The sequence below is a fragment of the Arthrobacter rhamnosi genome (assembly GCF_054510855.1).
Map to the genome: position 1 here is coordinate 45,687 of NZ_JBTNDT010000011.1, position 23,545 is coordinate 69,231.

The following is a 23,545-nucleotide window of genomic DNA, read 5'->3' on the forward strand; positions in this document are numbered from 1 at the left end:
GATCCGCCGGTGCGCCACGCTGCGACCCGGCGTTTTCCTGTCCACGGCGCGGCTGCACGCCGCCCGCCGCACATCCGAGAGTGCAAGGTAAGCAATCCCCATGTCCGAAACCCCAGAGCACGCCGGGCCCGGCAGCCCCGATGCCCAGGTCCCCGATCCGCTGGACGCCTCGTCGGTCGCCGCTGCCGTCGACGCCGCGCTCGCGGACATCGCAGCCGCAGCCGACCTCGACGCGCTCAAGGCGGTCCGGATCGCGCACGCCGGCGAGAAGTCGCCGCTGAGCCTCGCGAACCGGGGGATCGGTGCGCTCCCGAAGGAGCAGAAGTCCGCCGCCGGCAAGAACATCGGCCCGGCCCGCGGCCGGATCAACCAGGCCCTCGCCGCCCGGACCACCGAGCTCGAAGCGGAGCGCGACGCCCGGATCCTCGTCGAGGAAGCCGTCGACGTCACGGCCGCCCCCCGCCGTCGCCGGGCCGGGGCACGGCACCCGCTGTCCACCCTGCAGGAGCGGGTCAGCGACGTCTTCGTCGGCATGGGCTGGGAGATCGCCGAAGGCCCCGAGCTCGAGTCGGAATGGTTCAACTTCGACGCGCTCAACTTCAAGCCGGACCACCCCGCCCGCGAGATGCAGGACACCTTCTTCGTGGAGCCTCCCGAAGCCCACCTCGTGCTCCGGACCCACACGTCGCCCGTGCAGGTCCGCTCCATGCTCGAGCGCGACCTGCCGATCTACGTGCTGTGCCCGGGGAAGGTGTTCCGTACCGACGAGCTCGACGCGACCCACACCCCGGTGTTCCACCAGTTCGAGGGCCTCGCCATCGACAAGGGCCTCACCATGGCCGACCTCGTGGGCACCCTCGAGCACTTCACGCGGCAGCTCTTCGGCGACGAGGCGAAGGTCCGCCTGCGCCCCAACTACTTCCCCTTCACGGAGCCGAGCGCCGAGCTCGACATCTGGCACCCGGGTGCCAAGGGCGGCCCCCGCTGGATCGAGTGGGGCGGCTGCGGCATGGTCAACCCGAACGTCCTGCGCGCCACGGGGATCGACCCGGACGTCTACTCCGGGTTCGCCTTCGGCATGGGGATCGAGCGGGCGCTCATGTTCCGCAACGAGGTCAGCGACATGAGGGACATGATCGAGGGCGATGTACGTTTCAGCGAACACTTCGGGATGGAGATCTAGGTGAGAATCCCACTGTCCTGGCTGCGCGAGTACGCAGCCGTGCCCGCGGATGCGACCGCGGAAGACGTGATGGCCGAGCTCGTGAAAGTGGGCCTGGAGGAGGAGGACGTCCATCGTCCCACCGATGAGCTGAGGGGTCCGGTCGTCGTCGGCCAGGTCCTCAGCGTCGTCAAGGAGCCGCAGTCCAACGGCAAGACCATCAACTGGTGCGAGGTCCGCGTGGTGCCCGAGGGCGCCGAGCAGACCCTCACCGGCGACGGCATCGACCCGTCGGGCGTGCAGGGCATCGTGTGCGGCGCCCACAACTTCGTCGAGGGCGACAAGGTCGTCGTGACCCTGCCCGGCGCCGTGCTGCCCGGGGATTTCCGGATCAGCCCGCGCAAGACCTACGGCCACGTCTCCGCCGGCATGATCGCGTCGGTGCGCGAACTCGGCATCGGCGACGACCATGACGGCATCCTCGTGCTCTCGACCCTCGGGCTGGACCCCGAGGTCGGCACCGACGCCCTGGAGCTCCTCGGCCTGTACGACGAGGCCGCCGAGATCAACGTGACCCCTGACCGCGGGTACTGCTTCTCCATCCGCGGCGTGGCACGCGAATACGCCCACGCCACCGGGACGGACTTCACCGACCCCGCAGGCGCCGTCGTCGTGCCGCAGGCGAAGGACGCCGGCTACCCGGTGCGCCTCGAGGACTCCGCACCGATCTACGGCAGGCCCGGCTGCGACAGGTTCGTCGCCCGGACGGTCCGCGGCGTCGACCCGTCGCGGCCGACCCCGCCGTGGATGTCGGCGCGCCTCCGCCTCGCCGGGATCCGCTCCATCTCCCTCGTGGTGGACATCTCGAACTACGTGATGCTCGAACTCGGCCAGCCGCTGCACTTCTACGACCTCGACCGTCTGTCGGGCGACATCGTGGTGCGACGTGCCGTTGCCGGGGAGACGCTGCGGACACTCGACGACCGCGAGCGCACGCTCGACGCCGAGGACCTGCTCATCACGGACGGATCGGGGCCCATCGGCATCGCCGGCGTCATGGGTGGGGCCGCCACCGAGGTCTCGGACGAAACACGGAACGTCCTGATCGAGTCCGCCCACTTCGAGGAAGTGGGCATCGGCCGCTCCCGCCGCCGCCACCGGCTGCCCTCGGAGGCCTCCAAGCGCTTCGAGCGCGGCGTGGACTGGAACGTCGCGGACGTGGCCGCGCAGCGCGCCGTCGAACTCCTCCTCGACCTCGCCGGCGGCACGGCCGACGACGCCGTCACCGACGTCGGACAGGCGCCGGCACCGCGCGTCATCGATCTGGCGGCAGATTTCCCGGCCCGCCTGATCGGGCGCGATTTCACGGACGAGCAGATCCGCGGAACCCTCACCGACCTCGGCGCGACCGTGGACGCCGTCGACGGCGGCTACCGCGTCACCGCTCCGAGCTGGCGCACGGACCTCGAGACGCGCGAGGACCTCACCGAGGAGATCATCCGGCTCGTCGGGTACGACACGATCCCCTCGACCCTGCCCGTTGCCCCTCCCGGGCGTGGCCTGACGCGCCTCCAGCAGCAGCGGCGGCGCCTGCTGAACGCGCTCGCCGGGGCAGGACTGACGGAGGTCCTCTCCTACCCGTTCGTCAGCGCACACGCGAATGCCGTCTTCGGCACGCCGGACGAGGGAGCCCCCGCGGCCTCGGTCAAGCTCGCGAACCCGCTCAGCGCGGAGCTCGGCTACCTGCGCCGGTCGATCCTCCCCGGCCTCGTGGAGCTCGCGAAGCGCAACTCCTCGCGCGGCTTCAGGGACCTCGCCCTGTTCGAGTCGGGTGCGGTGTTCCTGCCGGGCGCAGCCCTGGGGACGGACTCCATCCCGCCGCTGGGCATCCGGCCCGACGACGAGGTCCTTGACGGGCTGTACGCGGGCATCCCCGACCAGCCGCAGACCATCGCGGCGCTGTTCACCGGGCACGAGACCACGCCGTCGGCCGGCATCGTCCCCCGTGCATGGGACTGGGCCGACGCCATCGACGTCGTCCAGCTCATGGGGCGGGTCACCGGCGTCGACGTCGTCGTCCGGCAGGGGAGCCACCAGGCGTTCCACCCGGGACGCACCGCCGAGTTCTCGCTGCGCAGCGGCGAGGTGCTGGGCTACGCGGGGGAGCTCCACCCGAAGCTGATCGCCGCGCAGGACCTGCCGGCGCGCACGGTGGCCCTCGAGATCAACGCGGACCTCCTGTTCGACGCCGCCGCCGACGTGATCGTCGCCCGGCCGCTGTCCACCTATCCGCCGGCCACGCAGGACGTGGCGCTGGTCGTGGAGTCCGGCGTGGTGGCGGGGGATGTGCTCGAGACGCTCCGCGAGGGCGCAGGGGAGCTCCTCGAGGACGTCAGCCTGTTCGACGTGTACACGGGACAGGGCATCGGCGAGGGGCGGAAGTCGCTGGCCTTCGCCCTGCGTTTCCGTGCCCCGGACCGCACCCTGACCGCCGACGAGGCGAGCGCGGCACGCGATGCCGCGGTCGCCCTGGCCGCCGAACGGTTCGGCGCCGTCCAGCGCTGACCGCAGCAGGTAACGACCGAAGGCCCGTCCGGATGGACGGGCCTTCGGTCGTTCGGCAGCTCAGGGGAGCCGGGCAGGTCAGGGGATCAGCAGTACCTTGCCGGTGGTCCGCCGCGCCTGGAGGTCCTCATGGGCCCGCGCGGCATCGGCGAGGGGGTAGCGGGCGCCGATCCGGACGTCGAGCTGGCCGGCGACGACCGCGCCGAAGAGCTCCTCGGACCGCCAGCGCCGCTCCTCGGGTGAGAGCAGGTAGTGCGCGAGCGTGGGCCGCGTGAGGAACAGCGAGCCCCCGCTGTTGAGCCGCTGCGGGTCGACGGGCGGAACGGGCCCCGACGCGGCCCCGTAGAGCACGAGGGTGCCGCGGGTCCGGAGGGAAGCCAGCGACTCGTCGAACGTCGCCTTGCCGACGCCGTCGTACACGACGTCCACCCCGGTCCCGTCCGTTCCGGTCCTGACCGCGTCGGCGAATCCCTCGTACGGCAGCACCTCGTCCGCGCCCGCGCCGCGGGCCAACTCCTCCTTCTCCGGCGTGGACACGGTGGTGAACACGCGGGCACCCCTGGCCTTGATCAGCTGGATGAGCAGCAGTCCGACCCCGCCCGCTCCCGCATGGACGAGCACGGTGGAGTCGGGCTGCACGGGGAACGTGGAATTGATGAGGTAGTGGGCCGTCATGCCCTGCAGGGGGAGGGCGGCCGCGGTCTCGAGGTCGACGCCCTCCGGTACCGGGAGCGCCTTTTCCGCGTCGACCACGGCGAACTGGGCGTAGGTGCCCCGGCCTTCGGCGAATGCGACCCGGTCGCCGGGGGCGAACCCCCGGGCACCCTCGCCCACCGACTCCACCGTCCCTGCCGCCTCGGCTCCCGGAGTGAACGGGTGCTCCATGGCGTAGGCGCCGCTCCGCTGGTAGGTCTCGATGAAATTGACGCCGGCCGCCGCCACCTTCACCAGGAGCTGGCCCGGCCCCGGCTCGGGACGCTCGACGGTCGCGACGGCGAGGACGTCCGGACCGCCCGGTTCGGAGACGACGATGGCTGAGGGCATGGTGCTAGTCCTTTCGATGGTGTTCCCTCATGCTATTCCCGGGGCTCCGACCGTGGGGATGCATAACTATGTCTAGCTACGCATACCTTTGTTGTACGCTTGGGGAATGACGTTCACCGCAGCAGTATCCGGGGCCAGTGGCTACGCAGGAGGCGAGCTCCTGCGCCTCCTGGCGAACCACCCCGACATCGAGGTCGGGGCGATCACGGCCCACAGCAACGCGGGCGCGCTGCTGGGGGACCTGCAGCCCCACCTCCACTCCCTTGCCGACCGCGTGCTGCAGGAGACCACGCCCGAGGCGCTCGCAGGACACGACGTCGTCTTCCTCGCCCTCCCGCACGGCGCGAGCGCGGAGATCGCCGCGCAGCTGTCACCGGACACTCTCGTGATCGACGCCGGGGCCGACCACCGCCTGCAGGACCCCGCGGCCTGGGAGAAGTTCTACGGCTCGGCGCACGCCGGGACCTGGCCCTACGGGCTTCCGGAGCTCCCGGGCCACCGCGCCGACCTTGCAGGGGCGCGGCGCATCGCGGTCCCCGGCTGCTACCCCACCAGCGCGCTCCTCGCGCTCACTCCCGGTTTCGCCGCCGGACTCCTCGAGTCCGACGACGTCGTCATCGTGTCCGCGTCCGGCACCTCCGGTGCGGGCAAGGCGGCCAAGCCCAACCTCATCGGGTCCGAGGTCATGGGGGGCATGAGCCCCTACGGCGTCGGCGGCGGGCACCGCCACACGCCCGAGATCGAGCAGGGCCTCAGCCTCGCGGCCGGCGAGCGCGTCTCGCTGTCCTTCACGCCGACCCTCGCCCCCATGGCGCGCGGCATCCTCACCACCGCCACCGCGAAGGTGCGGCCCGGCGTCGGCTATGCGCAGCTACGGGAGGCCTGGAAGTCCGCGTACGCGCAGGAGCCCTTCGTGCGCGTCCTCCCCGAGGGCCAGTGGCCCTCGACGAAGTCCGTGCTGGGCTCGAACTACGTGAACCTCCAGCTCGCCTTCGACGAGCACGCGGGCCGCGTGATCGTCAGCAGCGTCATCGACAACCTCACCAAGGGGACCGCCGGCGGAGCCGTGCAGTCCATGAACATCGCCCTCGGCCTCGACGAGACCGCCGGCCTGACCATCCAGGGGATCGCACCGTGAGTATCACCTACCCGGGCGGGTTCCGCGCCGCGGGCGTCGCCGCCGGCCTCAAGAGCACCGGAAAGCCCGACGTCGCGCTCGTCGTCAACGACGGGCCGCTGCACTCCGCGGCCGCCGTCTTCACCTCCAACCGCGTGGCCGCCGCTCCCGTGCTCTGGTCCCGTCAGGTCGTCTCGGACGGGCGCGTCGACGCCGTCGTCCTCAACTCCGGCGGCGCCAACGCCTGCACCGGCCCGGAGGGCTTCCAGAACACCCACCGGACGGCCGAGGTCACGGCCGAGCTCCTCGGGGTCTCGGCCACCGACGTCTTCGTGTGCTCCACGGGCCTCATCGGCGAACAGCTCCCCATGGACCGGCTCCTCGCCGGGGTCACGGACGCCGCCGGTTCCCTGGGCAGGGGAGGCGGTCCCGGTGCCGCCGAGGCCATCATGACCACGGACACCGTGGCCAAGGAGGCCCGCTATCCCGCGAGCGCCGATGCCGCGAGCGAGGGCTACACGATCGGTGGCATGGCCAAGGGAGCCGGCATGCTGGCGCCCGGCCTCGCCACGATGCTCGTGGTCCTGACCACGGACGCCGTCCTCGACCCCGCGGCCCTCGATGCCGCCCTGCGGGACGCCACGCGCGTCAGCTTCGACCGCACGGACGCCGACGGCTGCATGTCGACCAACGACACCGTCGTGCTCCTCGCCTCCGGCGCCGCCGGCGTGAACCCCGACCCGGCGCAGTTCACCGCAGCCCTGACGGATGTCTGCCTCGACCTCGCCGCGCAGCTCATCCACGACGCCGAGGGCGCCAGTCACACGATCGCCGTCCGGACCGTGAATGCTGCCTCCGAGCGCGACGCCGAGACGGTCAGCCGCGCCGTGGCCCGGTCCAACCTGTTCAAGACCGCGATCTTCGGCAACGACCCCAACTGGGGACGTGTGCTCGCCGCCGTCGGGACGACGGACGCCGCGTTCGAGCCGGACCGGCTGAACGTGTCGATGAACGGCGTGCAGATCTGCCGCAACGGCGGCATCGGCGAGTCGCGCGACCTCGTGGACCTCACCGGGCGGGACGTCACGGTCGAGATCGACCTCGCGGCCGGACCTGCGAGCGCGACCATCTGGACCAACGACCTCACGCACGAGTACGTGCACGAGAACTCCGCCTACTCGAGCTGACGGGAGACACCATGAGCGAGGTATCGACCGGCAAGGCTCCTGCCCCGTCGTCGCCGTCGGCGTCGACGCTGAAGGCACAGGACAAGGCCGCCACACTGATGGAGGCCCTGCCCTGGATCCAGCGGTTCGCGGGCACCACGATGGTCATCAAGTACGGCGGCAACGCCATGGTGAACGACGAGATGCGCCGCGCGTTCGCGGAGGACATCGTGTTCCTCCACCACGTGGGCATCCGTCCCGTCGTCGTGCACGGCGGCGGACCGCAGATCAACGCGATGCTCGAGCGCCTGGGTATCGAGTCCGAGTTCAAGGGCGGCCTGCGCGTGACGACCCCCGAGGCCATGGACGTCGTCCGGATGGTCCTCACCGGGCAGGTGGGCCGCGAACTCGTCGGCCTCATCAACTCCCACGGGCCCTACGCCGTCGGACTGTCCGGCGAGGACGGCGGCCTGCTGCGCGCCATCCGCACCGGTACCGTGGTCGGCGGCGAGCAGGTGGACCTCGGCCTAGTCGGCGAGGTGACGGCGGTCCATCCCGGCGCCATCCTCGACATCCTGCAGGCCGGGCGCATCCCGGTGATCTCCACGGTCGCCCCGGAGTACGACGCCGACGGCGACGCGACGCAGCAGGTCCTCAACGTCAATGCCGATTCCGCCGCAGCTGCGCTGGCCGCCGCGCTCGGCGCGTCGAAGCTCGTCATCCTCACCGACGTCGAGGGCCTGTACGCCGCCTGGCCGGACCGCGGGTCGCTCATCTCCTCCCTCTCGGCATCCCAGCTCCGCGAGCTCCTGCCGAGCCTCGAGTCCGGCATGATCCCCAAGATGACGGCCTGCCTGCAGGCCGTCGAGTCCGGGGTGGAGCGCGCGCACATCGTGGACGGCCGCCTGGCACACTCCATGCTGCTCGAGACCTTCACCACCGCAGGGATCGGCACCCAGGTGGTGCCCGACGACGCCGGCACAGCGAACAACGCCGACACCACGGACAACGCCGTGGACGACACTGCAGGAGTGCACCCATGAACGAGACCGGCACCCCGACCGGCACTGTGACCGGCACCGAGACCGGCACCGCGACCGGCACCGTGACGGGCCGGCACGCCGCCGAACCCGCCGCCGGCAGCGACGGGACGGTGGACGTCCTCACGGGCGGCGACTCGGGCGCCGCCTGGCTCTCGCGCTACAGCGGCTCACTGATGGGCGTCTTCGGGACCCCGCAGCGTGTGCTGGTCCGCGGCTCGGGCTGCCATGTGTGGGACGCCGACGGCAACCAGTACCTGGACCTCCTCGGCGGCATCGCCGTCAATGCGCTCGGCCACGCGCACCCGTTCGTCACGTCCGTCATCGCGAGCCAGCTGGCGACCCTCGGGCACATCTCCAACTTCTTCACGAGCCCCACCCAGGTGGCGCTCGCCGAGAAACTGCTGACGCTGTCCCAGGCTCCCGCGGGATCGCGCGTGTTCTTCACCAACTCCGGCACCGAAGCACTCGAGGCCGCCGTCAAACTGGCCCGGCGCAACAGCACGGCCGGCCGCTCCCGGATCCTCGCGCTCGACGGTGCCTTCCATGGGAGGACGATGGGGGCGCTCGCCCTCACATCGAAGAAGGCCTATCGGGAACCGTTCGAACCGCTCCCTGCCGGCGTCGAGCACATACCGTTCAACGACATCGAGGCGCTCCGGAGCGCCATGGACGATACCGTGGCGGCCCTGGTGATCGAGCCCATCCAGGGTGAGGCCGGCGTGCGGCCGCTCTCGCCGGAGTACCTGCGGGCCGCACGCGAGCTGACGCGCCGCCACGGCGCACTCCTCATCCTCGACGAGGTCCAGACGGGCATCGCCAGGACCGGCCGCTGGTTCGCGCACCAGGCGGTCGACGGCGTCGTGCCCGACGCCATGACGCTCGCCAAGGGGCTCGGCGGCGGCTTCCCGATCGGTGCCCTCATCACCTTCGGCGAGGACACGTCGTCGCTGATCGGTGCCGGACAGCACGGCACCACCTTCGGTGGCAACCCGGTGGCCACGGCGGCCGGCCTCGCCACGCTGCATGCCCTCGAAGCGTCCGACGCCCTCCGGCACGTGTCTGAGGTCGGTGCCTTCCTGCGGTCGCGCCTCGCCACCATCGAGGGCGTCGTCGCCGTCCGCGGGGAGGGGCTGCTGATCGGCTTCGACCTCGACGGCGAGTACGCACCGGCGGCGGTCCAGGCCGCCCTCGCCGCGGGGTTCATCATCAACGCGACGGGCCCGCTGACCCTCCGCCTCGCACCACCCCTCATCCTCACCACGGAGCAGGCGGCGACCTTCCTCGACGCCCTGCCCGGGATCCTCGCCACCGCCAAGACCCCAGCCCGGGAGGCAATCTCATGACGCGCCACTTCCTCGTCGACACGGACCTCTCGCCGGCCGAGCAGGCGGAGGTCCTCGACCTCGCCGCGGAGCTGAAGGCGAAGCCGTACGCCCGTGCCCCCTTCGCCGGTGAGGGCGCCGGCCGCAAGACGGTCGCCGTGATCTTCGACAAGACCTCCACCCGCACCCGCGTGTCCTTCGCAGCGGGCATCGCCGACCTCGGCGGGGTGCCACTCATCATCGGTGCGGGGGACTCCCAGCTCGGCCACAAGGAGTCGATCACCGACACCGCGAAGGTCCTCGACCGGATGGTCGCGACCATCGTCTGGCGCACCTACGCGCAGGCAGGGCTCAAGGAGATGGCCGCGGCGTCGAGCGTCCCGGTCATCAACGCGCTCTCCGACGACTACCACCCCTGCCAGCTGCTGGCGGACCTGCTCACCATCCGCGAGCACAAGGGCACGCTGGCCGGGCTCACCCTGACCTACCTGGGCGACAGCGCCAACAACATGGCCAACTCCTATCTCCTGGCCGGCGTGACCGCCGGCATGCACGTGCGGATCGCAGGCCCCGAGGGCTACCTGCCCGACCCGGCGGTCGTCGCTGCAGCCGAGGACCGTGCCGCGGAGACCGGTGGATCCGTCCTCGTCACCACGGATCCCGCCGCCGCGCTCGCAGGCGCCGACGTCGTCGCCACCGACACCTGGGTGTCGATGGGCCAGGAGGACGAGAAGGCCGCCCGGCAGGAGCTGTTCCGCGCCTACGCCGTCGACGCCGATGCCATGGCGCAGGCGGCACCCGACGCCGTCGTGCTCCACTGCCTGCCCGCGTACCGCGGCTACGAGATCGCCGCCGAGGTCATCGACGGACCGCAGTCCCTGGTCTGGGACGAGGCCGAGAACCGGCTGCACGCGCAGAAGGCGCTCATGGCGTGGCTCGTCGAGCGGTCGGCGCAGCAGGACGGTCCGCCCGGGCCGGAGCGCGACTCATGACGGTCCAGCGCGATTCCGTCCGCCCCACCACGAAGACCGCCCGGCACGCCCGCATCATGGACCTCCTCACGGCACAGTCGGTGCGCTCCCAGGTGGAGCTCGCCGCGCTCCTCGCGGCGGACGGGGTGCAGGTGAACCAGGGGACGCTGTCCCGGGACCTGGTGGAGCTCGGCGTCGTGCGCGTCCGGGGAGCCGACGGAGCGCTCGTGTACGCCGTGCCCGTGGAAGGCGGCGGCCGCCACGCCCAGAGCGGGGTGTCGCAGGAGATCCTCGACGCACGGCTCGCCAAGCTCTGCAACGAGCTGCTGGTGACCGCCGAGTCCTCCGGGAACATCGTCATCCTGCGCACACCGCCGGGAGCCGCGAACTTCCTCGCCCTGGCCATCGATCACTCGGTGATGCCGTCCATCCTCGGCACCATCGCGGGCGACGACACCGTGATGCTCGTGAGCCGGGAGGTCGACGGCGGCGCCGCCGTCGCCGAACGGTTCCTCGGGCTGGCACAGGAACCGCAGGGACCCGCCGACCCGGGTTGAGGCCGCCACGCCGCTACGCTGGCAGCAGGGCCGGCCGACGAACAACCACCGAGCACCACCCACACACGACACCCACACACGACACCCACAGACGACACACGGGCACACGCCCGGACAATCGAAGGAGCATATTCCGTGACCGAACGCATCGTCCTCGCCTACTCCGGCGGACTCGACACCTCCGTCGCCATCGGCTGGATCGCCGAAGCCACCGGGGCCGAGGTGATCGCCGTGGCCGTCGACGTCGGACAGGGCGGCGAATCGCTCGAAACCATCCGCCAGCGCGCCCTCGGCTGCGGCGCCGTGGAGGCCTACGTGGCCGACGCGCGTGACGAGTTCGCCACCGAGTACTGCATGCCCGCCCTGAAGGCGAACGCGCTGTACATGGACGCGTACCCGCTCGTCTCGGCGCTGTCGCGTCCCGTCATCGTCAAGCACCTCGTCGCCGCCGCGCGGCAGTTCGGTGCCACGACCGTCTCGCACGGCTGCACCGGCAAGGGCAACGACCAGGTGCGCTTCGAGGTCGGCATCCAGACCCTCGGCCCGGACCTGAAGTGCATCGCGCCCGTCCGCGACCTCGCGCTCACCCGTGACAAGGCCATCGCCTTCGCGGAGGAGAAGGGCCTGCCGATCGAGACCACCAAGAAGAACCCGTTCTCCATCGACCAGAACGTCTGGGGCCGCGCCGTCGAGACCGGCTTCCTCGAGGACATCTGGAACGCGCCCACCAAGGACGTGTACGACTACACCGCGTCGCCCGAGTTCCCGCCTGCCGCGGACGAGGTCACCATCTCCTTCCGGGAGGGCATCCCCGTCGCGATCGACGGCAACGCCGTCACGCCGCTGCAGGCCATCGAGGAACTCAACCGCCGCGCGGGCGCCCAGGGCATCGGCCGCATCGACATCGTCGAGGACCGCCTGGTCGGCATCAAGAGCCGCGAGATCTACGAGGCCCCCGGCGCCATGGCCCTGATCGCCGCGCACCGCGAACTCGAGAACGTCACCATCGAGCGCGAGCAGTCCCGCTTCAAGAAGACCGTGGACCAGCGCTGGACCGAGCTGGTGTACGACGGCCAGTGGTTCTCCCCGCTGAAGCGTTCGCTCGACACCTTCGTCGACGACACGCAGAAGTACGTCACCGGCGACATCCGCATGGACCTCCATGGCGGACGTGCGACGGTCACCGGCCGCCGCTCCGACGTCGCGCTGTACGACTTCAACCTCGCGACCTACGACTCCGGTGACACCTTCGACCAGTCGATGGCCCGCGGCTTCATCGAGATCTTCGGCCTGTCCTCCAAGGTGGCGTCGAGCCGGGACCAGCGGGCGGGCGCCTGATGTCCCCAGTGCACGGTGGCGGGACGAACGAGGGTTCGTTGTGGGGCGGCCGGTTCGCCGGCGGCCCCGCCGACGCCCTCACCGCGCTGAGCAAGTCGACCCATTTCGACTGGCGGCTGGCCACCTACGACATCGAGGGCTCCCGCGCCCACGCGCGGGTGCTCCACCGGGCCGGACTGCTGGACGATGCCGAACTCGCCGGGATGATCGATGCGCTCGACCGTCTCGACGCCGATGTCCGCTCGGGGGCCTATCTGCCCGCCGAGAGCGACGAGGACGTGCACGGGTCCCTCGAACGCGGCCTCATCGAGCGTGCGGGGCCCGCCCTCGGCGGCAAGCTCCGCGCCGGCCGTTCGCGCAACGACCAGGTGGCGACGCTGGGCCGCATGTACCTGCGGGACCACGCCCGCATCATCGCCCGCGGCGTCCTCGCGACGATCACCGCCCTCGTCGACCAGGCGGAGGCGCACCTCGAGGCGCCGATGCCCGGCCGCACGCACCTCCAGCACGCCCAGCCGGTCCTGCTGAGCCACCACCTGCTGGCGCACGCGTGGGCACTCCTGCGCGACGTGCAGCGGCTCTCCGACTGGGACCGTCGCGCAGGCGTGTCCCCCTACGGTTCCGGCGCGCTCGCGGGGTCCTCCCTGGGCCTCGATCCGGAAGCGGTGGCCTCCGACCTCGGCTTCTTCTCGGCGACGCACAACTCGATCGACGGCACCGCCTCGCGGGACGTGTACGCGGAGTTCGCGTGGGTGACCGCGATGATCGGCGTCGACCTCTCGCGGATCAGCGAGGAGATCATTCTCTGGGCCACCAAGGAATTCTCCTTCGTCACGCTCGACGACGCCTTCTCCACCGGGTCCTCGATCATGCCGCAGAAGAAGAACCCCGACGTCGCCGAGCTCGCGCGCGGCAAGGCCGGCCGGCTGATCGGCGACCTGACCGGCCTGCTGGCGACGCTCAAGGGCCTGCCGCTGGCCTACAACCGGGACCTGCAGGAGGACAAGGAGCCGGTGTTCGACGCCGTCGACACACTCGAGGTCCTGCTGCCCGCGGTGTCGGGCATGATCGCGACCCTCGTCTTCAACACGGAGCGCATGGCCACGCTCGCTCCCCAGGGGTTCGCCCTGGCGACCGACATCGCCGAGTGGCTCGTGCGCCAGGGTGTCCCGTTCCGAGAGGCCCACGAGCTCTCGGGCGCGGCCGTCCGCGTCGCCGAGCAGCGGAACGTGGAACTGTGGGACCTGACGGACGACGAGTTCGCCGGCATCTCCGCGCACCTGACCCCCGCGGTGCGCGAGGTCCTCACGGTCGAAGGATCGCTGGCCAGCAGGGACGCGCAGGGCGGTACCGCTCCAGCCGCCGTCCGCCGTCAGCTCGCCGCGCTGCGGACCGAGCTCGACGCCGTCGAGGGCTACACGACCGCCTGACGCGGGAGGGGGCGGCGCGGTTCCCCGAGGAGCCGCGCCGCACCCCGGAGCGCCGTCCCGCCGTGACCTGCTACGCCCGCCGCGAAGTGCTTTGACACCCGGTGGTGCCCGGCGCACTGTGTGAGCATGCAGCCTGCCCTCCAGCGTGCCACCCTGCGGGAGTTCTTCCCCTACCTGAGGGGACACATCCGTGTGCTCGCCCTCGTCGCCGTCGTCTCGCTCGTCTCGACCGGCCTGTCGATCGCCCAGCCGCTGATGGTCCAGCAGCTCGTCAACGCCGTCTCGGCGGGCCGGCCGGCCACGGTGTTCGTCTGGTTCCTCATCGCGATCACGCTCGGCGGGGCCGTCTTCGGGGCGGCACAGTCCTATCTCCTCCAGCGGACGGCGGAGTCGGTGGTCCTCGGCGTGCGCCGCTCGCTCGTCGGGCAGCTGCTGGCGCTGCCCGTCCGGGAGTTCGACCGGAGGCGCGTGGGAGACCTCATGTCGCGGGTGGGCTCCGACACCACGCTCCTGCGCAGCGTCATCACCTCGGGCCTCTTCGAGATCGTGTCCTCCGTCCTGATGTTCTGCGCGGCCGTCGTGCTCATGGTGCTGATCGACCCGCTGCTGTTCGGGATCACGCTGTGCGCCGTCCTCCTCGGAGCGGTCGGCGTCCTGTTCCTCGGTCGCCTCATCCGCAGGCGCAGCCGCGACGTCCAGAACGCGGTCGGGTCCATGACCGCAGCCGTGGAGCGCGGGCTCTCGGGCATCCGCACCATCAAGGCCTCCGTCGCGGAGGAGCGCGAGGCCGCTGTCATCGATGGTGAAGCAACCCGGGCTTTCCGCGCAGGGATCGCGATGGCCCGCCTCCAGGCAGCGGTCCAGCCGATCATGTCCATCTGCGTCCAGGGCGCGTTCATCGTGGTCCTGGCGGTCGGGGGGATCCGCGTCGCCGCCGGCGAGTTGCTGCTCGGCGACCTCATCGCCTTCATCCTCTACCTGTTCCTCCTCGTGATGCCCATCGGGTCGGCCATGAGCGCCTTCGTGCAGATCCAGTCGGGACTCGCGGCGCTCGACCGCATCCAGGAGATCGCCCGGCTCGAGCCGGAACGCGCCGACGAGGACCGGCCCGTACGGATCCAGCCGGTACCCGCACAGCCGGATGCCGCGGCCGGCTCGACGCACGGTGCCGGCAATTCTGGTGGCAGATCCGCCGGCGCCATCGAGCTCCGGAATGTCAGCTTCCGGTACGACGACGGAGGCCCCGACGGGAACCACGCAGCCCGGACCCCTACCTCCGACGCCGGGGCGCCGCAGGCAGGGCGGGGCCGGCGAGCTCCTCTGGGGTCCCCGGGGGTACTGCACAACCGGGTCTCCCCGGAGACGGAGCCTCCGGCCGTCGAGCCCGGCCGGCTCGTCCTCGACGGCGTCAGCTTCAGCGTTCCTGCAGGCAGCAGGACGGCGCTCGTCGGGCCGTCCGGCGCCGGGAAGTCGACGGTGCTGGCCCTGCTCGAACGGTTCTACGAGCCGACGGACGGCAGCATCACCTATGACGGCACGGCGCTGCCGCGAATTCCCCGGACGGAGCTGCGCTCACGCATCGGCCTCGTGGAACAGGAGGCACCGGTCCTGAGCGGGACGCTGGCGGACAATCTGCGCCTCGCCGCCCCGGCGGCGACGGACGACCAGCTCCGACGCGTCCTCGCGGCCGTCGGGCTCGACGCCCTCGGGGACCGCACGGACGACGGACTGGACCTGAACCTGGGGGAGGACGGCGTGCGGCTCTCCGGCGGGCAGCGCCAGCGCCTCGCCTGGGCACGCGTGATCCTCGCCGACCGCCCGGTACTGCTGATGGACGAGCCGACGTCCGCCGTCGACTCGAGGACAGAGCAGCTGCTGCAGCAGACACTGGGGGAGGCCTCACGCGATCGCACCGTCGTCGTCGTCGCGCACCGCCTGTCGACCGTGGCGGACTTCGACCAGATCGTCGTGCTGGACCAAGGCAGGGTCACCGCCGTCGGGACGCACGACCAGCTGCTGGAGGAGAGCGCTCTCTACCGCGACATGGCCTCCCGCCAGCGACTGGTGGCGGCCTGATCCCTGTCGTCCCGGCGGTCGGCTGACCGGCGCAGCGGAAGAGCCAGGGCGGCATGCGCGCGGGCGGGACGGCGCCGACCCGACGCCTGCCTGGACCCGGCCGCTCAGAAGGCGGTCGGGCGCCCCGCCTCCCGGTCGAGCAGCCGCTGCTTGACCGGGAGTCCCCAACGGAAGCCGCCGAGAGTCCCGTCCGTCCGGATGACCCGGTGGCAGGGCACGAAGAGGGCCGCCGCGTTCTTGGCGCACGCTCCGGCGGCGGCGCGGACGGCGCTGGGGCTGCCCGCGCGCTCCGCGTACTCGAGGTAGGTGACCGGCGCCCCTGGCTGCACGGTGCGCAGCACGTTCCAGGCGTGGGTGCGGAACGGCCCGGATGCCTGCCGGACCCGCACCGGACCGATCGCCTCGAAGTCGCCGTCGTAGTAGCGGGCCACCGCCTCGAGGATGGGCTGCACGGCGGACGCCGCAGGATCGAAGCTCGCCGCCCTGAGGGTCGGGTGGATCTGCCCGATTAGCTCCGACGCGAGGTCCGTCCATCCCGAGGACAGCACTGCGCCCTCCGCCTCGATGATGGTGAAGGGGCCATCGGGCGTGTCGACGGTGGTGGTGGTTGCGCCGCGCAGGAGTGCCGGAGCGGAGAGCGTCGTGGTCATGGCTGGGATATCCGTTCGGTGGGTGGGAACAGGGTACGTGACGTCGGGTCGGGCTGGTCAGGTGCGGTGGGTTTCTGGTCGCGCGGCGACGTCAGGGGCCGCCGCCCGCCGAGCGCGGTGGCTGCCGCCCAAAGGTGCAGCGTCGCGTACGACCGCCAGGGCCGCACGTGGGCCATGGCATCGGCGAGGAGAGGACCTGGCGGGGCACCCTCAGCCCCGTGCCCGACGGCGTGCAGGCCGTGCTCGGCGTGCGCGGCCTGCCCGGCGGAGTTCCGGGACGTTAGACGGGACCAGCCGGTACGGACGGCGGCGTCGGCCGGCAGGTGGGTGTCCGGATGCCCGAGGACGCGCATGACCACGTAGTCCGCTGTCCACGGTCCTACACCGTCGAGTCGGAGCAGGTCGGCGCGCAGGGCAGCGGGATCGGAACCGACGCCGAACTCGACGGCGCCGGAGGCGAGCCGGCGTGCTGCCGAGCGCAGGGCGTCATTGCGTCGGCGGAGGCCCCGGAGGAGCGGCTCGGGTGCTTCCGCCAGGTCGGCTGCCGCAGGGAACACCCTGTCGAGCCCCGCGGCTCCTGCGTCTCCGGCGTCGACGGGCGGACCCGCAGCGGCGAGGCGGGAGAGTGCCCCCGTCGCCGCCGCGACAGTCACCTGCTGGCCGACGATCGCTCGGATCAGCGCCTCGTGGGGATCGAGCACCCCGGGAAGGCGCATGCCCGGCGTCGCAGCCGCCAGGTCCGAGAAGTACAGGTTCCGCGACAGAGCGGCATCGATCGCCACCGGATCGGCATCGAGGTCGAACAGTCGCCGGATGCGGCTCAGGAGCGCCGGCACATCGCCCAGTCCCGCGACCGAGACGGTCACCGGCAGCGCTGCCCGCCCGTTGCCGCGCGCCTCGACGGCGCCCGCCCGGAACCAGGCAGGGCCGCCCGGCAGCTGGAGGAGCCGCTCGTAGCTGGAATCGGTGGCGTGTTCGACGCCGTCGACCGCGCGGGCGGCGAGGAAGCGGAAGATGCCGTTGTCATACGGCAGCCGCGTGGGCAGCTCCAGCGAGATCCGGAGCGCTCCGCCGGAATGTGCAGAGGTGCCGGCTGCCGCATGCTGCTGCCGCGACGCTTCCCGCAGCTGCCGCGGTGTGAGGTCGAAGACCTGCTGGACGGTCTCGTTGAACTGCCGGATGCTGCCGAACCCCGCCGCGAAGGCGACGTCGGCGAACCGCAGCGGAGATCCCGTGAGCAGGGCCCGGGCAGTCTGGGCGCGGTGTGCACGGGCCAGCGCCAGCGCACCGGCGCCGAGCTCGTCCCTCAGGATGCGGTTCAGGTGCCTGGGGGAGTACCCGAGCCGGGCAGCGAGGCCCGGCACGCCCGTCCGGTCCACCTCGCCGTCGGTGATTAGGCGCATCGCCCGTGCCGCCGCATCACTGCGGAGGTTCCATTCCGGGTCCCCGGGAACCGCTTCGGGCAGGCACCGCTTGCAGGCGCGATAGCCCGCCTCGTGTGCAGCAGCCGAGGTGCGGTAGAACGTGACGTTCGCCGGTTTGGGCGTCCGCGCGGGGCACGAGGGGCGGCAGTAGATGCCAGTACTCGAGACGGCGGTCACGAACTGTCCGTCGAAGCGCACGTCGCGTGCGTCGATCGCCCGGTACTGCTGCCAGAAGTCCATGCCGCCATCCTGTCACCCGCCACCGGAAGCAACTAGCGGGATTCGGACACGGCTGCAGGGAGGGCGCGCGCCGCCTTTGCTACGGTCGACGGGTGAGCGAGCAGAGCGGGGCGGATGCGGACCTGCGGCAGAGACTGGGCGGCAGCGCTCTCGACGTCGCCCCCCTGCTCCTGGGCGCGCACCTCACCCACCGGGACGACGACGGCGAGGTCACCGTGCGCATCTCCGAGGTGGAGGCCTACCTCGGCCCCGACGATCCCGGCTCCCACGCGTTCCGCGGGAAGACCGCACGGAATGCGACCATGTTCGGGCCGGCCGGTCACCTCTACGTCTACTTCACCTATGGCATGCACTACTGCGCCAACGTGGTCTGCGGGACGGAAGGGTGGGCCACGGGCGTGCTGCTGCGGGCGGGCGAGATCGTGGCGGGCGTCGACCGGGCGCGGACACGCCGGTCCCATCCCGCGTCGGACCTGGACCTCGCCCGCGGGCCCGCGCGCCTCGCGCAGGCCCTCGGACTCGACCGCCGGTTCGACGGCGCGGACGTCCTCGCCCCGCCCTTCCGGCTGACCCTTCCGGATGAGCCCCCTGTGCGGGTCGGACAGGGGCCCCGGGTCGGTGTGAGCGGCCCCGCCGGTACGGCGGAGTATCCGTGGCGCTTCTGGCTGCCGGACGACCCGTCGGTGTCCCGCTACCGTCCCGGCAAGCAGCCCGCAGCCCGTAAGGTTGATCCGTGACAACGAGCGGAGCGGACGCCGGGAGCATCCCGGCCGCAGGAGCAGGCACACTCGCGAGCGATGCGAGGGAGGCGATCGACCGCCTGTGCGCCGTCGTTCCCGACTTCCCCTCTCCCGGCATCATGTTCCGCGACCTCACTCCCGTGTTCTCCGACGCCTCCGCCTTCCGGACCGTCGTCGATGCGGTGGCAGCGCCCTTCGCAGGCTCCTTCGATGCCGTGGCCGGGGTCGAGGCCCGCGGGTTCCTCCTGGCCGCCGCCGTCGCCTACGCGACCGGTACGGGGGTGGTCACGGTGCGGAAAGCAGGGAAGCTGCCGCGCGCCGTCTTCCGGGAGTCCTACGACCTCGAATACGGGCAGGCATCACTGGAGATCCACCAGTCCGATCTGCCCGCCGGTGCCCGTGTCCTGGTGCTCGACGACGTCCTCGCAACGGGCGGAACACTCGTCGCGGCATGTGCGTTGCTCGAAAAGGCAGGGGCCGTCGTCGCAGGGTGCGGTGTGGTCCTCGAGCTCGGGGACCTGGGCGGACGGGCGAGCCTGGCCGGACGCCACGTCGCCGCGCTGGAAACCGTGTAGCGTCCGCCGCGCTAGAATTGACGGTCCGCCTTTCTGGAAGGAAGTGCCCGATGCACGAGACGGCCCAGGCCAAAGCAGAGCTGGACTACGAGCGCGACTACGTCGACGGCCTGTACCGCCGGCTCGATGAACTCCGTGCAGAAAAGGTCCAGCAGCTCGCCGACGTCCGGCGCACTCAGGCCGCCGGATCCCACCAGAACCGCTCGGAGCGAGATGCCTTCGCGACGATGTACGAGGACCGACTCGCCCAACTGAACGCCGTTGACGACCGGCTGGTGTTCGGGCGGCTGGACCTCGACAGCGGTGACAAGCGGTACATCGGCCGGATCGGCCTCTCCGACGACGAGCTGCGCCAGCTGATGGTGGACTGGCGCGCTCCGGAGGCCGGTACCTTCTACCAGGCGACGGCCTTCGACCGCATGGGTGTGCGCCGTCGTCGCCACCTCATCCTCTCGCGGCGCGACGTCGTCGCGATCGAGGATGACGTCCTCGACGCGGATCTCCTGGGCGACGACGACTCGCTCCAGGGCGAAGGCGCCCTGCTCGCAGCCCTCAACTCGCGGCGCACGGGGCAGATGTCCGACATCGTGGGCACCATCCAGGCGGAGCAGGACCGCATCATCCGTGCACCGCTCCCCGGCGTCACCGTTGTCCAGGGCGGACCCGGTACCGGCAAGACGGCCGTGGCACTGCACCGCGCCGCGTACCTCCTCTACACGCACCGCGAACGGCTGAAGTCCGCCGGCGTGCTGCTGGTCGGGCCCACCGACGCCTTCATGAAGTACATCGAGCGCGTGCTGCCGTCACTGGGCGAGACCGGCGTGGTCATGGCCGGCATCGGCACGCTCATGCCCGGCGTATCGACGGTGCAGGAGGCGAGCGAGGAAGCCGCTGCCATCAAGGGCCGGCTCGAGATGGCGCAGGTCATCAGGAATGCCGTCGCCAACCGGGAGCGTGTGCCGGCGGAGAACAAGCGCCTGAACGTCGAGGGTACGATGCTGACGCTCACGCCCCGGCAGGTCTCGCGGGCGCGGGAACGCGCCCGGGCCACCGGGAAGCCCCACAACGAGGCGCGCGTCACCTTCGTCAAGATCCTCCTGCGGGAACTCACCGAGCAGCTGCTGGACAAGCTCGAGGAATCCTCGGGTGGCGGGAACAACGCGGATCGCTCCTACCTCGCGGAGGACGTCCGCAGCGCGCGCGATGTGCGCATCGCCCTGAACCTCGCGTGGATGCCACTGACGCCGCAGAAGCTCGTGTCGGAGCTGTTCGCGCGCCCCGAACTGCTGCGCGCCGCAGCCCCCGGCCTGAGCGACCGGGAAGTCGCCGCCCTGACCAGACCGGCGGACGCCCCGTGGACCGAGGCCGACGTGCCACTGCTCGACGAGGCGGCCGAACTCCTCGGCGACCTCGACGCGTCGGCGGGCCGCGACACCGCGGCCCGTGAGCAGGAGCAGAAGCGCGACCTCGCAAACGCCGAGCGGGCCCTCGAGAACGTCAATGCGTCGCTCGAGGACTCCGGGGTGAACGGCGTGCTCACGGCCGAGGACCTCGCGCAGCACAACGCCGTGTCCTCGACGCGGCTGTCCGCCGCGGAACGGGCGTCCGGCGACCGCACCTGGGCCTACGGGCACATTGTGGTGGACGAGGCACAGGAGCTCTCCCCGATGCAGTGGCGCCTGCTCATGCGGCGCTGTCCGCTCAAGTCCTTCACCATCGTCGGCGACATCGCGCAGACGAGCTCGGCGGCGGGTTCCCGGTCCTGGCAGCAGGCGCTCGAACCCTTCGTCGGGGACCGGTGGCAGCTCGAGGAACTGACCGTCAACTACCGCACGCCGTCGCAGATCGCGGAAGCCGCCGTGCGGATGGCCAATGCGGCGGGGCTCGTCGTGTCGGCTCCGAAGGCTGTCCGGGAGGGGCGATATGCTCCGGTGCTCGACACCGTGCGTGAGCTCGTCCCGTCCCTCGTACGCGTGATGCCGGAGGAACTGGCGGCGATCGACGGCGGGCTGCTCGCCGTCATCGCACCCGACCACCTGCTGCACGAGGTACGCGCCTCGCTGTCCCCGGAGTACGGCACCCGTGTCGGTTCCGGCGCGGGCGGGCCCGGACAGGACATCGTGGTCATCGCGCCGCGCGAGTCGAAGGGCCTGGAGTTCGACGGGGTGGTGATCCTCGAGCCGCAGGAGATGCTCGATTCGGCGACGGCCCGGGTCGGCGACCTGTACGTCGCGATGACGCGTCCCACCCAGCGCCTCCGCGTCATCTCGACCGGCCGAATTCCTGCGGGTATTGCCGACTGATAATTTGGTGGGGTGGCACAGCAAACAGAAACCCCCGTCAGTGGCCTTGCCGGCCAGCGCAACGATCCGTCCTTCGCGAACATCTACGACGAACTCGTCTGGCGTGGACTGGTCTATGTCTCCACCGACGAGGGTGAACTCAGGGAGCTGCTCGCCGGCCCGTCGATCACCTTCTACTGCGGGTTCGACCCCACGGCCCCGAGCCTCCACCTCGGAAACCTCGTCCAGCTCCTGACGATGCGCCGGCTGCAGCTCGCCGGGCACTGCCCCCTCGGACTCGTGGGCGGATCCACCGGCCTCGTGGGCGATCCCCGGCCGACGGCGGAGCGCACCATGAACACCAAGGAGACCGTCGCCGAGTGGGTCGGCTACCTCCAGGGCCAGGTGCAGAAGTTCCTCGACTTCGAGGGCGACAGTGCGGCCCGGATGGTCAACAACCTTGACTGGACCGGGCCGATGAGCGTCATCGACTTCCTGCGCGACGTCGGCAAATACTTCCGCGTGGGCACGATGATCAAGAAGGAAACGGTCGCCAAGCGCCTGAACTCCGACGAGGGCATCAGCTACACGGAGTTCAGCTACCAGATCCTGCAGGGCATGGACTACCTGCAGCTGTTCCGCGACTACGGCTGCGTCCTGCAGACCGGTGGCTCCGACCAATGGGGCAACCTGACCAGCGGTACCGACCTCGTCCGCAAGGTGGAGGGTGCGGGGGTCCACGCGATCGGCACGCCGCTGATCACCAACTCGGACGGCACGAAGTTCGGCAAGAGCGAGGGCAACGCGATCTGGCTCGACGCCGCCATGACGAGCCCCTACGCGATGTTCCAGTTCTGGCTGAACACCTCCGACGCCGATGTCGCCCAGCGCCTGCGTATCTTCACCTTCCGGACCCGTGCGGAGATCGAGGAGCTCGACAGGGCGACCTCGGAGCGCCCGTACGAGCGGGCGGCGCAGCGCGCTCTCGCCTTCGATGTCACGTCGCTGGTGCACGGGGTGGAGGCGACCGAGAAGGTCATCGCCGCGTCCGCGGCCCTGTTCGGACAGGGCGACCTCCACGCCCTCGACCTCGCGACCCTGCAGGCGGCGACGGCGGAACTCCAGTCGGTCTCGGTTGCCCGGGACGGTCTGGGAATCGTGGATCTCCTGGTCGCGTCGGGGCTGTCGCCGAGCAACTCGGCCGCCCGGCGGACCGTCGCCGAGGGGGGAGCCTACGTCAACAACGCCAAGATCTCCGATGCGGACCACGCCGTCGCCGAGGCGGATCTCCTCCACGGCCGCTACCTCCTGGTCCGCCGGGGCAAGCGGAACCTCGCGATGGTCGACGTCGCCTGACAAACCCCCGGCTCCGCTCGACGCCGTGGCCGTTGCCGTTGCCGGCATCCTCCTTCGGGAGGGTGCCGGCTTCGCTTGTTCTGGGGGTTGTCAGCCCGCCGTGGGGTGGGGGTGGTGGTGGATTTGTGGTGGGGGGTGGGGTGGTCGTATAGTTATGTGGTTGCCCCGGTAGGTGACGCCCCCCCTTTTGACAGAGTTGAAGTTGTTCCGGCGTGTGCTGTGCATGGTGCTGGGATGGGCTTCTGGTTTGTTGTCGGTTGTGTGGGTTTGCTGGTTGGTCGTGGTGCCGGTTTCGGCGGGTGGTGCGGCTGGGAGCGGATTTGCGGGATCGGGCTGGTGGGGGTAGGCTTGAAAAGTTGCTTCGGAGCGAGGACACAGCGGTTTGGTTGTGTTTGGTGCCGGTAGCTCCTGTTGTTTGAGAACTCAATAGTGTGCCAAGTTTGTTGATACCGATTGTTTTTTGATTGGTTGAATTTGCTGGTTGCCG

General features: G+C 70.9%; 18 protein-coding genes. 15 read left to right on the forward strand and 3 right to left on the reverse strand.

The window, feature by feature from the left end; translation table 11 throughout:
• The first annotated feature begins 100 nt into the window (after positions 1 to 100).
• Both pheS and pheT read left to right on the forward strand, forming a co-directional pair.
• A complete protein-coding gene (pheS, locus tag ACX80I_RS16625) occupies positions 101 to 1,183 on the forward strand; it encodes a phenylalanine--tRNA ligase subunit alpha (protein ID WP_459346208.1) in 1,083 nt (360 codons plus the stop codon).
• Entirely contained in the window at positions 1,184 to 3,727 is a 2,544-nt protein-coding gene (gene pheT / locus ACX80I_RS16630) for a phenylalanine--tRNA ligase subunit beta (RefSeq protein WP_459346209.1), read from the forward strand.
• A gap of 78 nt (positions 3,728 to 3,805) precedes the next feature.
• Here the strand turns inward: pheT and ACX80I_RS16635 are convergent, their stop codons facing one another.
• Positions 3,806 to 4,771: a quinone oxidoreductase family protein gene (locus tag ACX80I_RS16635; protein ID WP_459346210.1), complete on the reverse strand. Its 966-nt coding sequence runs from the start codon at positions 4,769 to 4,771 to the stop codon at positions 3,806 to 3,808.
• 106 nt (positions 4,772 to 4,877) lie between these two features.
• On the opposite strand from ACX80I_RS16635, the gene argC reads away from it, so the two are divergent.
• The 9 genes from argC to ACX80I_RS16680 all read left to right on the forward strand — a co-directional run bounded on the left by argC (position 4,878) and on the right by ACX80I_RS16680 (position 15,791).
• Entirely contained in the window at positions 4,878 to 5,909 is a 1,032-nt protein-coding gene (argC, locus tag ACX80I_RS16640) for an N-acetyl-gamma-glutamyl-phosphate reductase (protein WP_459346211.1), read from the forward strand.
• Complete coding sequence (gene argJ / locus ACX80I_RS16645) at positions 5,906 to 7,075, forward strand: bifunctional glutamate N-acetyltransferase/amino-acid acetyltransferase ArgJ (RefSeq protein ID WP_459346212.1); 1,170 nt, start codon at positions 5,906 to 5,908, stop codon at positions 7,073 to 7,075. Before argC ends, argJ begins: the two co-directional genes overlap by 4 nt.
• A gap of 11 nt (positions 7,076 to 7,086) precedes the next feature.
• Complete coding sequence (gene argB, locus ACX80I_RS16650) at positions 7,087 to 8,097, forward strand: acetylglutamate kinase (protein ID WP_459346213.1); 1,011 nt, start codon at positions 7,087 to 7,089, stop codon at positions 8,095 to 8,097.
• A complete protein-coding gene (locus ACX80I_RS16655) occupies positions 8,094 to 9,440 on the forward strand; it encodes an acetylornithine transaminase (RefSeq protein WP_459346214.1) in 1,347 nt (448 codons plus the stop codon). The genes argB and ACX80I_RS16655 overlap by 4 nt, the downstream gene beginning before the upstream one ends.
• Positions 9,437 to 10,411: an ornithine carbamoyltransferase gene (argF, locus tag ACX80I_RS16660; RefSeq protein ID WP_459346215.1), complete on the forward strand. Its 975-nt coding sequence runs from the start codon at positions 9,437 to 9,439 to the stop codon at positions 10,409 to 10,411. Before ACX80I_RS16655 ends, argF begins: the two co-directional genes overlap by 4 nt.
• Positions 10,408 to 10,947 carry an arginine repressor gene (locus tag ACX80I_RS16665; RefSeq protein WP_459314425.1) on the forward strand — a complete coding sequence of 180 codons (540 nt, stop codon included), beginning with the start codon at positions 10,408 to 10,410 and terminating at the stop codon, positions 10,945 to 10,947. Before argF ends, ACX80I_RS16665 begins: the two co-directional genes overlap by 4 nt.
• Positions 10,948 to 11,082: 135 nt before the next feature.
• Positions 11,083 to 12,285 (forward strand): argininosuccinate synthase, encoded by a 1,203-nt coding sequence (locus tag ACX80I_RS16670; protein WP_301230126.1) that lies wholly within the window; start codon positions 11,083 to 11,085, stop codon positions 12,283 to 12,285.
• Complete coding sequence (gene argH / locus ACX80I_RS16675; RefSeq protein ID WP_459346216.1) at positions 12,285 to 13,715, forward strand: argininosuccinate lyase; 1,431 nt, start codon at positions 12,285 to 12,287, stop codon at positions 13,713 to 13,715. Before ACX80I_RS16670 ends, argH begins: the two co-directional genes overlap by 1 nt.
• A gap of 126 nt (positions 13,716 to 13,841) precedes the next feature.
• Positions 13,842 to 15,791: an ABC transporter ATP-binding protein gene (locus tag ACX80I_RS16680; protein ID WP_459346217.1), complete on the forward strand. Its 1,950-nt coding sequence runs from the start codon at positions 13,842 to 13,844 to the stop codon at positions 15,789 to 15,791.
• 104 nt (positions 15,792 to 15,895) lie between these two features.
• Here ACX80I_RS16680 and ACX80I_RS16685 read toward each other — a convergent pair whose 3' ends face one another.
• The gene (locus ACX80I_RS16685) at positions 15,896 to 16,441 is read right to left on the reverse strand and encodes a methylated-DNA--[protein]-cysteine S-methyltransferase (protein WP_459346218.1); all 546 of its coding nucleotides are present in this window, start codon (positions 16,439 to 16,441) and stop codon (positions 15,896 to 15,898) included.
• The gene (locus ACX80I_RS16690) at positions 16,438 to 18,105 is read right to left on the reverse strand and encodes a DNA-3-methyladenine glycosylase 2 family protein (RefSeq protein ID WP_459346219.1); all 1,668 of its coding nucleotides are present in this window, start codon (positions 18,103 to 18,105) and stop codon (positions 16,438 to 16,440) included. The genes ACX80I_RS16685 and ACX80I_RS16690 overlap by 4 nt, the downstream gene beginning before the upstream one ends.
• A 92-nt stretch (positions 18,106 to 18,197) precedes the next feature.
• On the opposite strand from ACX80I_RS16690, the gene ACX80I_RS16695 reads away from it, so the two are divergent.
• From ACX80I_RS16695 to tyrS, 4 genes are read left to right on the forward strand one after another with little or no spacing between them, the layout of a single operon-like run.
• The gene (locus tag ACX80I_RS16695) at positions 18,198 to 18,842 is read left to right on the forward strand and encodes a DNA-3-methyladenine glycosylase (protein WP_459346220.1); all 645 of its coding nucleotides are present in this window, start codon (positions 18,198 to 18,200) and stop codon (positions 18,840 to 18,842) included.
• A 26-nt stretch (positions 18,843 to 18,868) separates the two neighbouring features.
• Positions 18,869 to 19,420 carry an adenine phosphoribosyltransferase gene (locus ACX80I_RS16700; RefSeq protein WP_459346229.1) on the forward strand — a complete coding sequence of 184 codons (552 nt, stop codon included), beginning with the start codon at positions 18,869 to 18,871 and terminating at the stop codon, positions 19,418 to 19,420.
• A 50-nt stretch (positions 19,421 to 19,470) separates the two neighbouring features.
• Positions 19,471 to 21,723 carry a HelD family protein gene (locus ACX80I_RS16705; RefSeq protein WP_459346221.1) on the forward strand — a complete coding sequence of 751 codons (2,253 nt, stop codon included), beginning with the start codon at positions 19,471 to 19,473 and terminating at the stop codon, positions 21,721 to 21,723.
• Positions 21,724 to 21,735: 12 nt separating this feature from the next.
• Positions 21,736 to 23,058 (forward strand): tyrosine--tRNA ligase, encoded by a 1,323-nt coding sequence (tyrS, locus tag ACX80I_RS16710; protein ID WP_459346222.1) that lies wholly within the window; start codon positions 21,736 to 21,738, stop codon positions 23,056 to 23,058.
• Positions 23,059 to 23,545 lie beyond the last annotated feature (487 nt).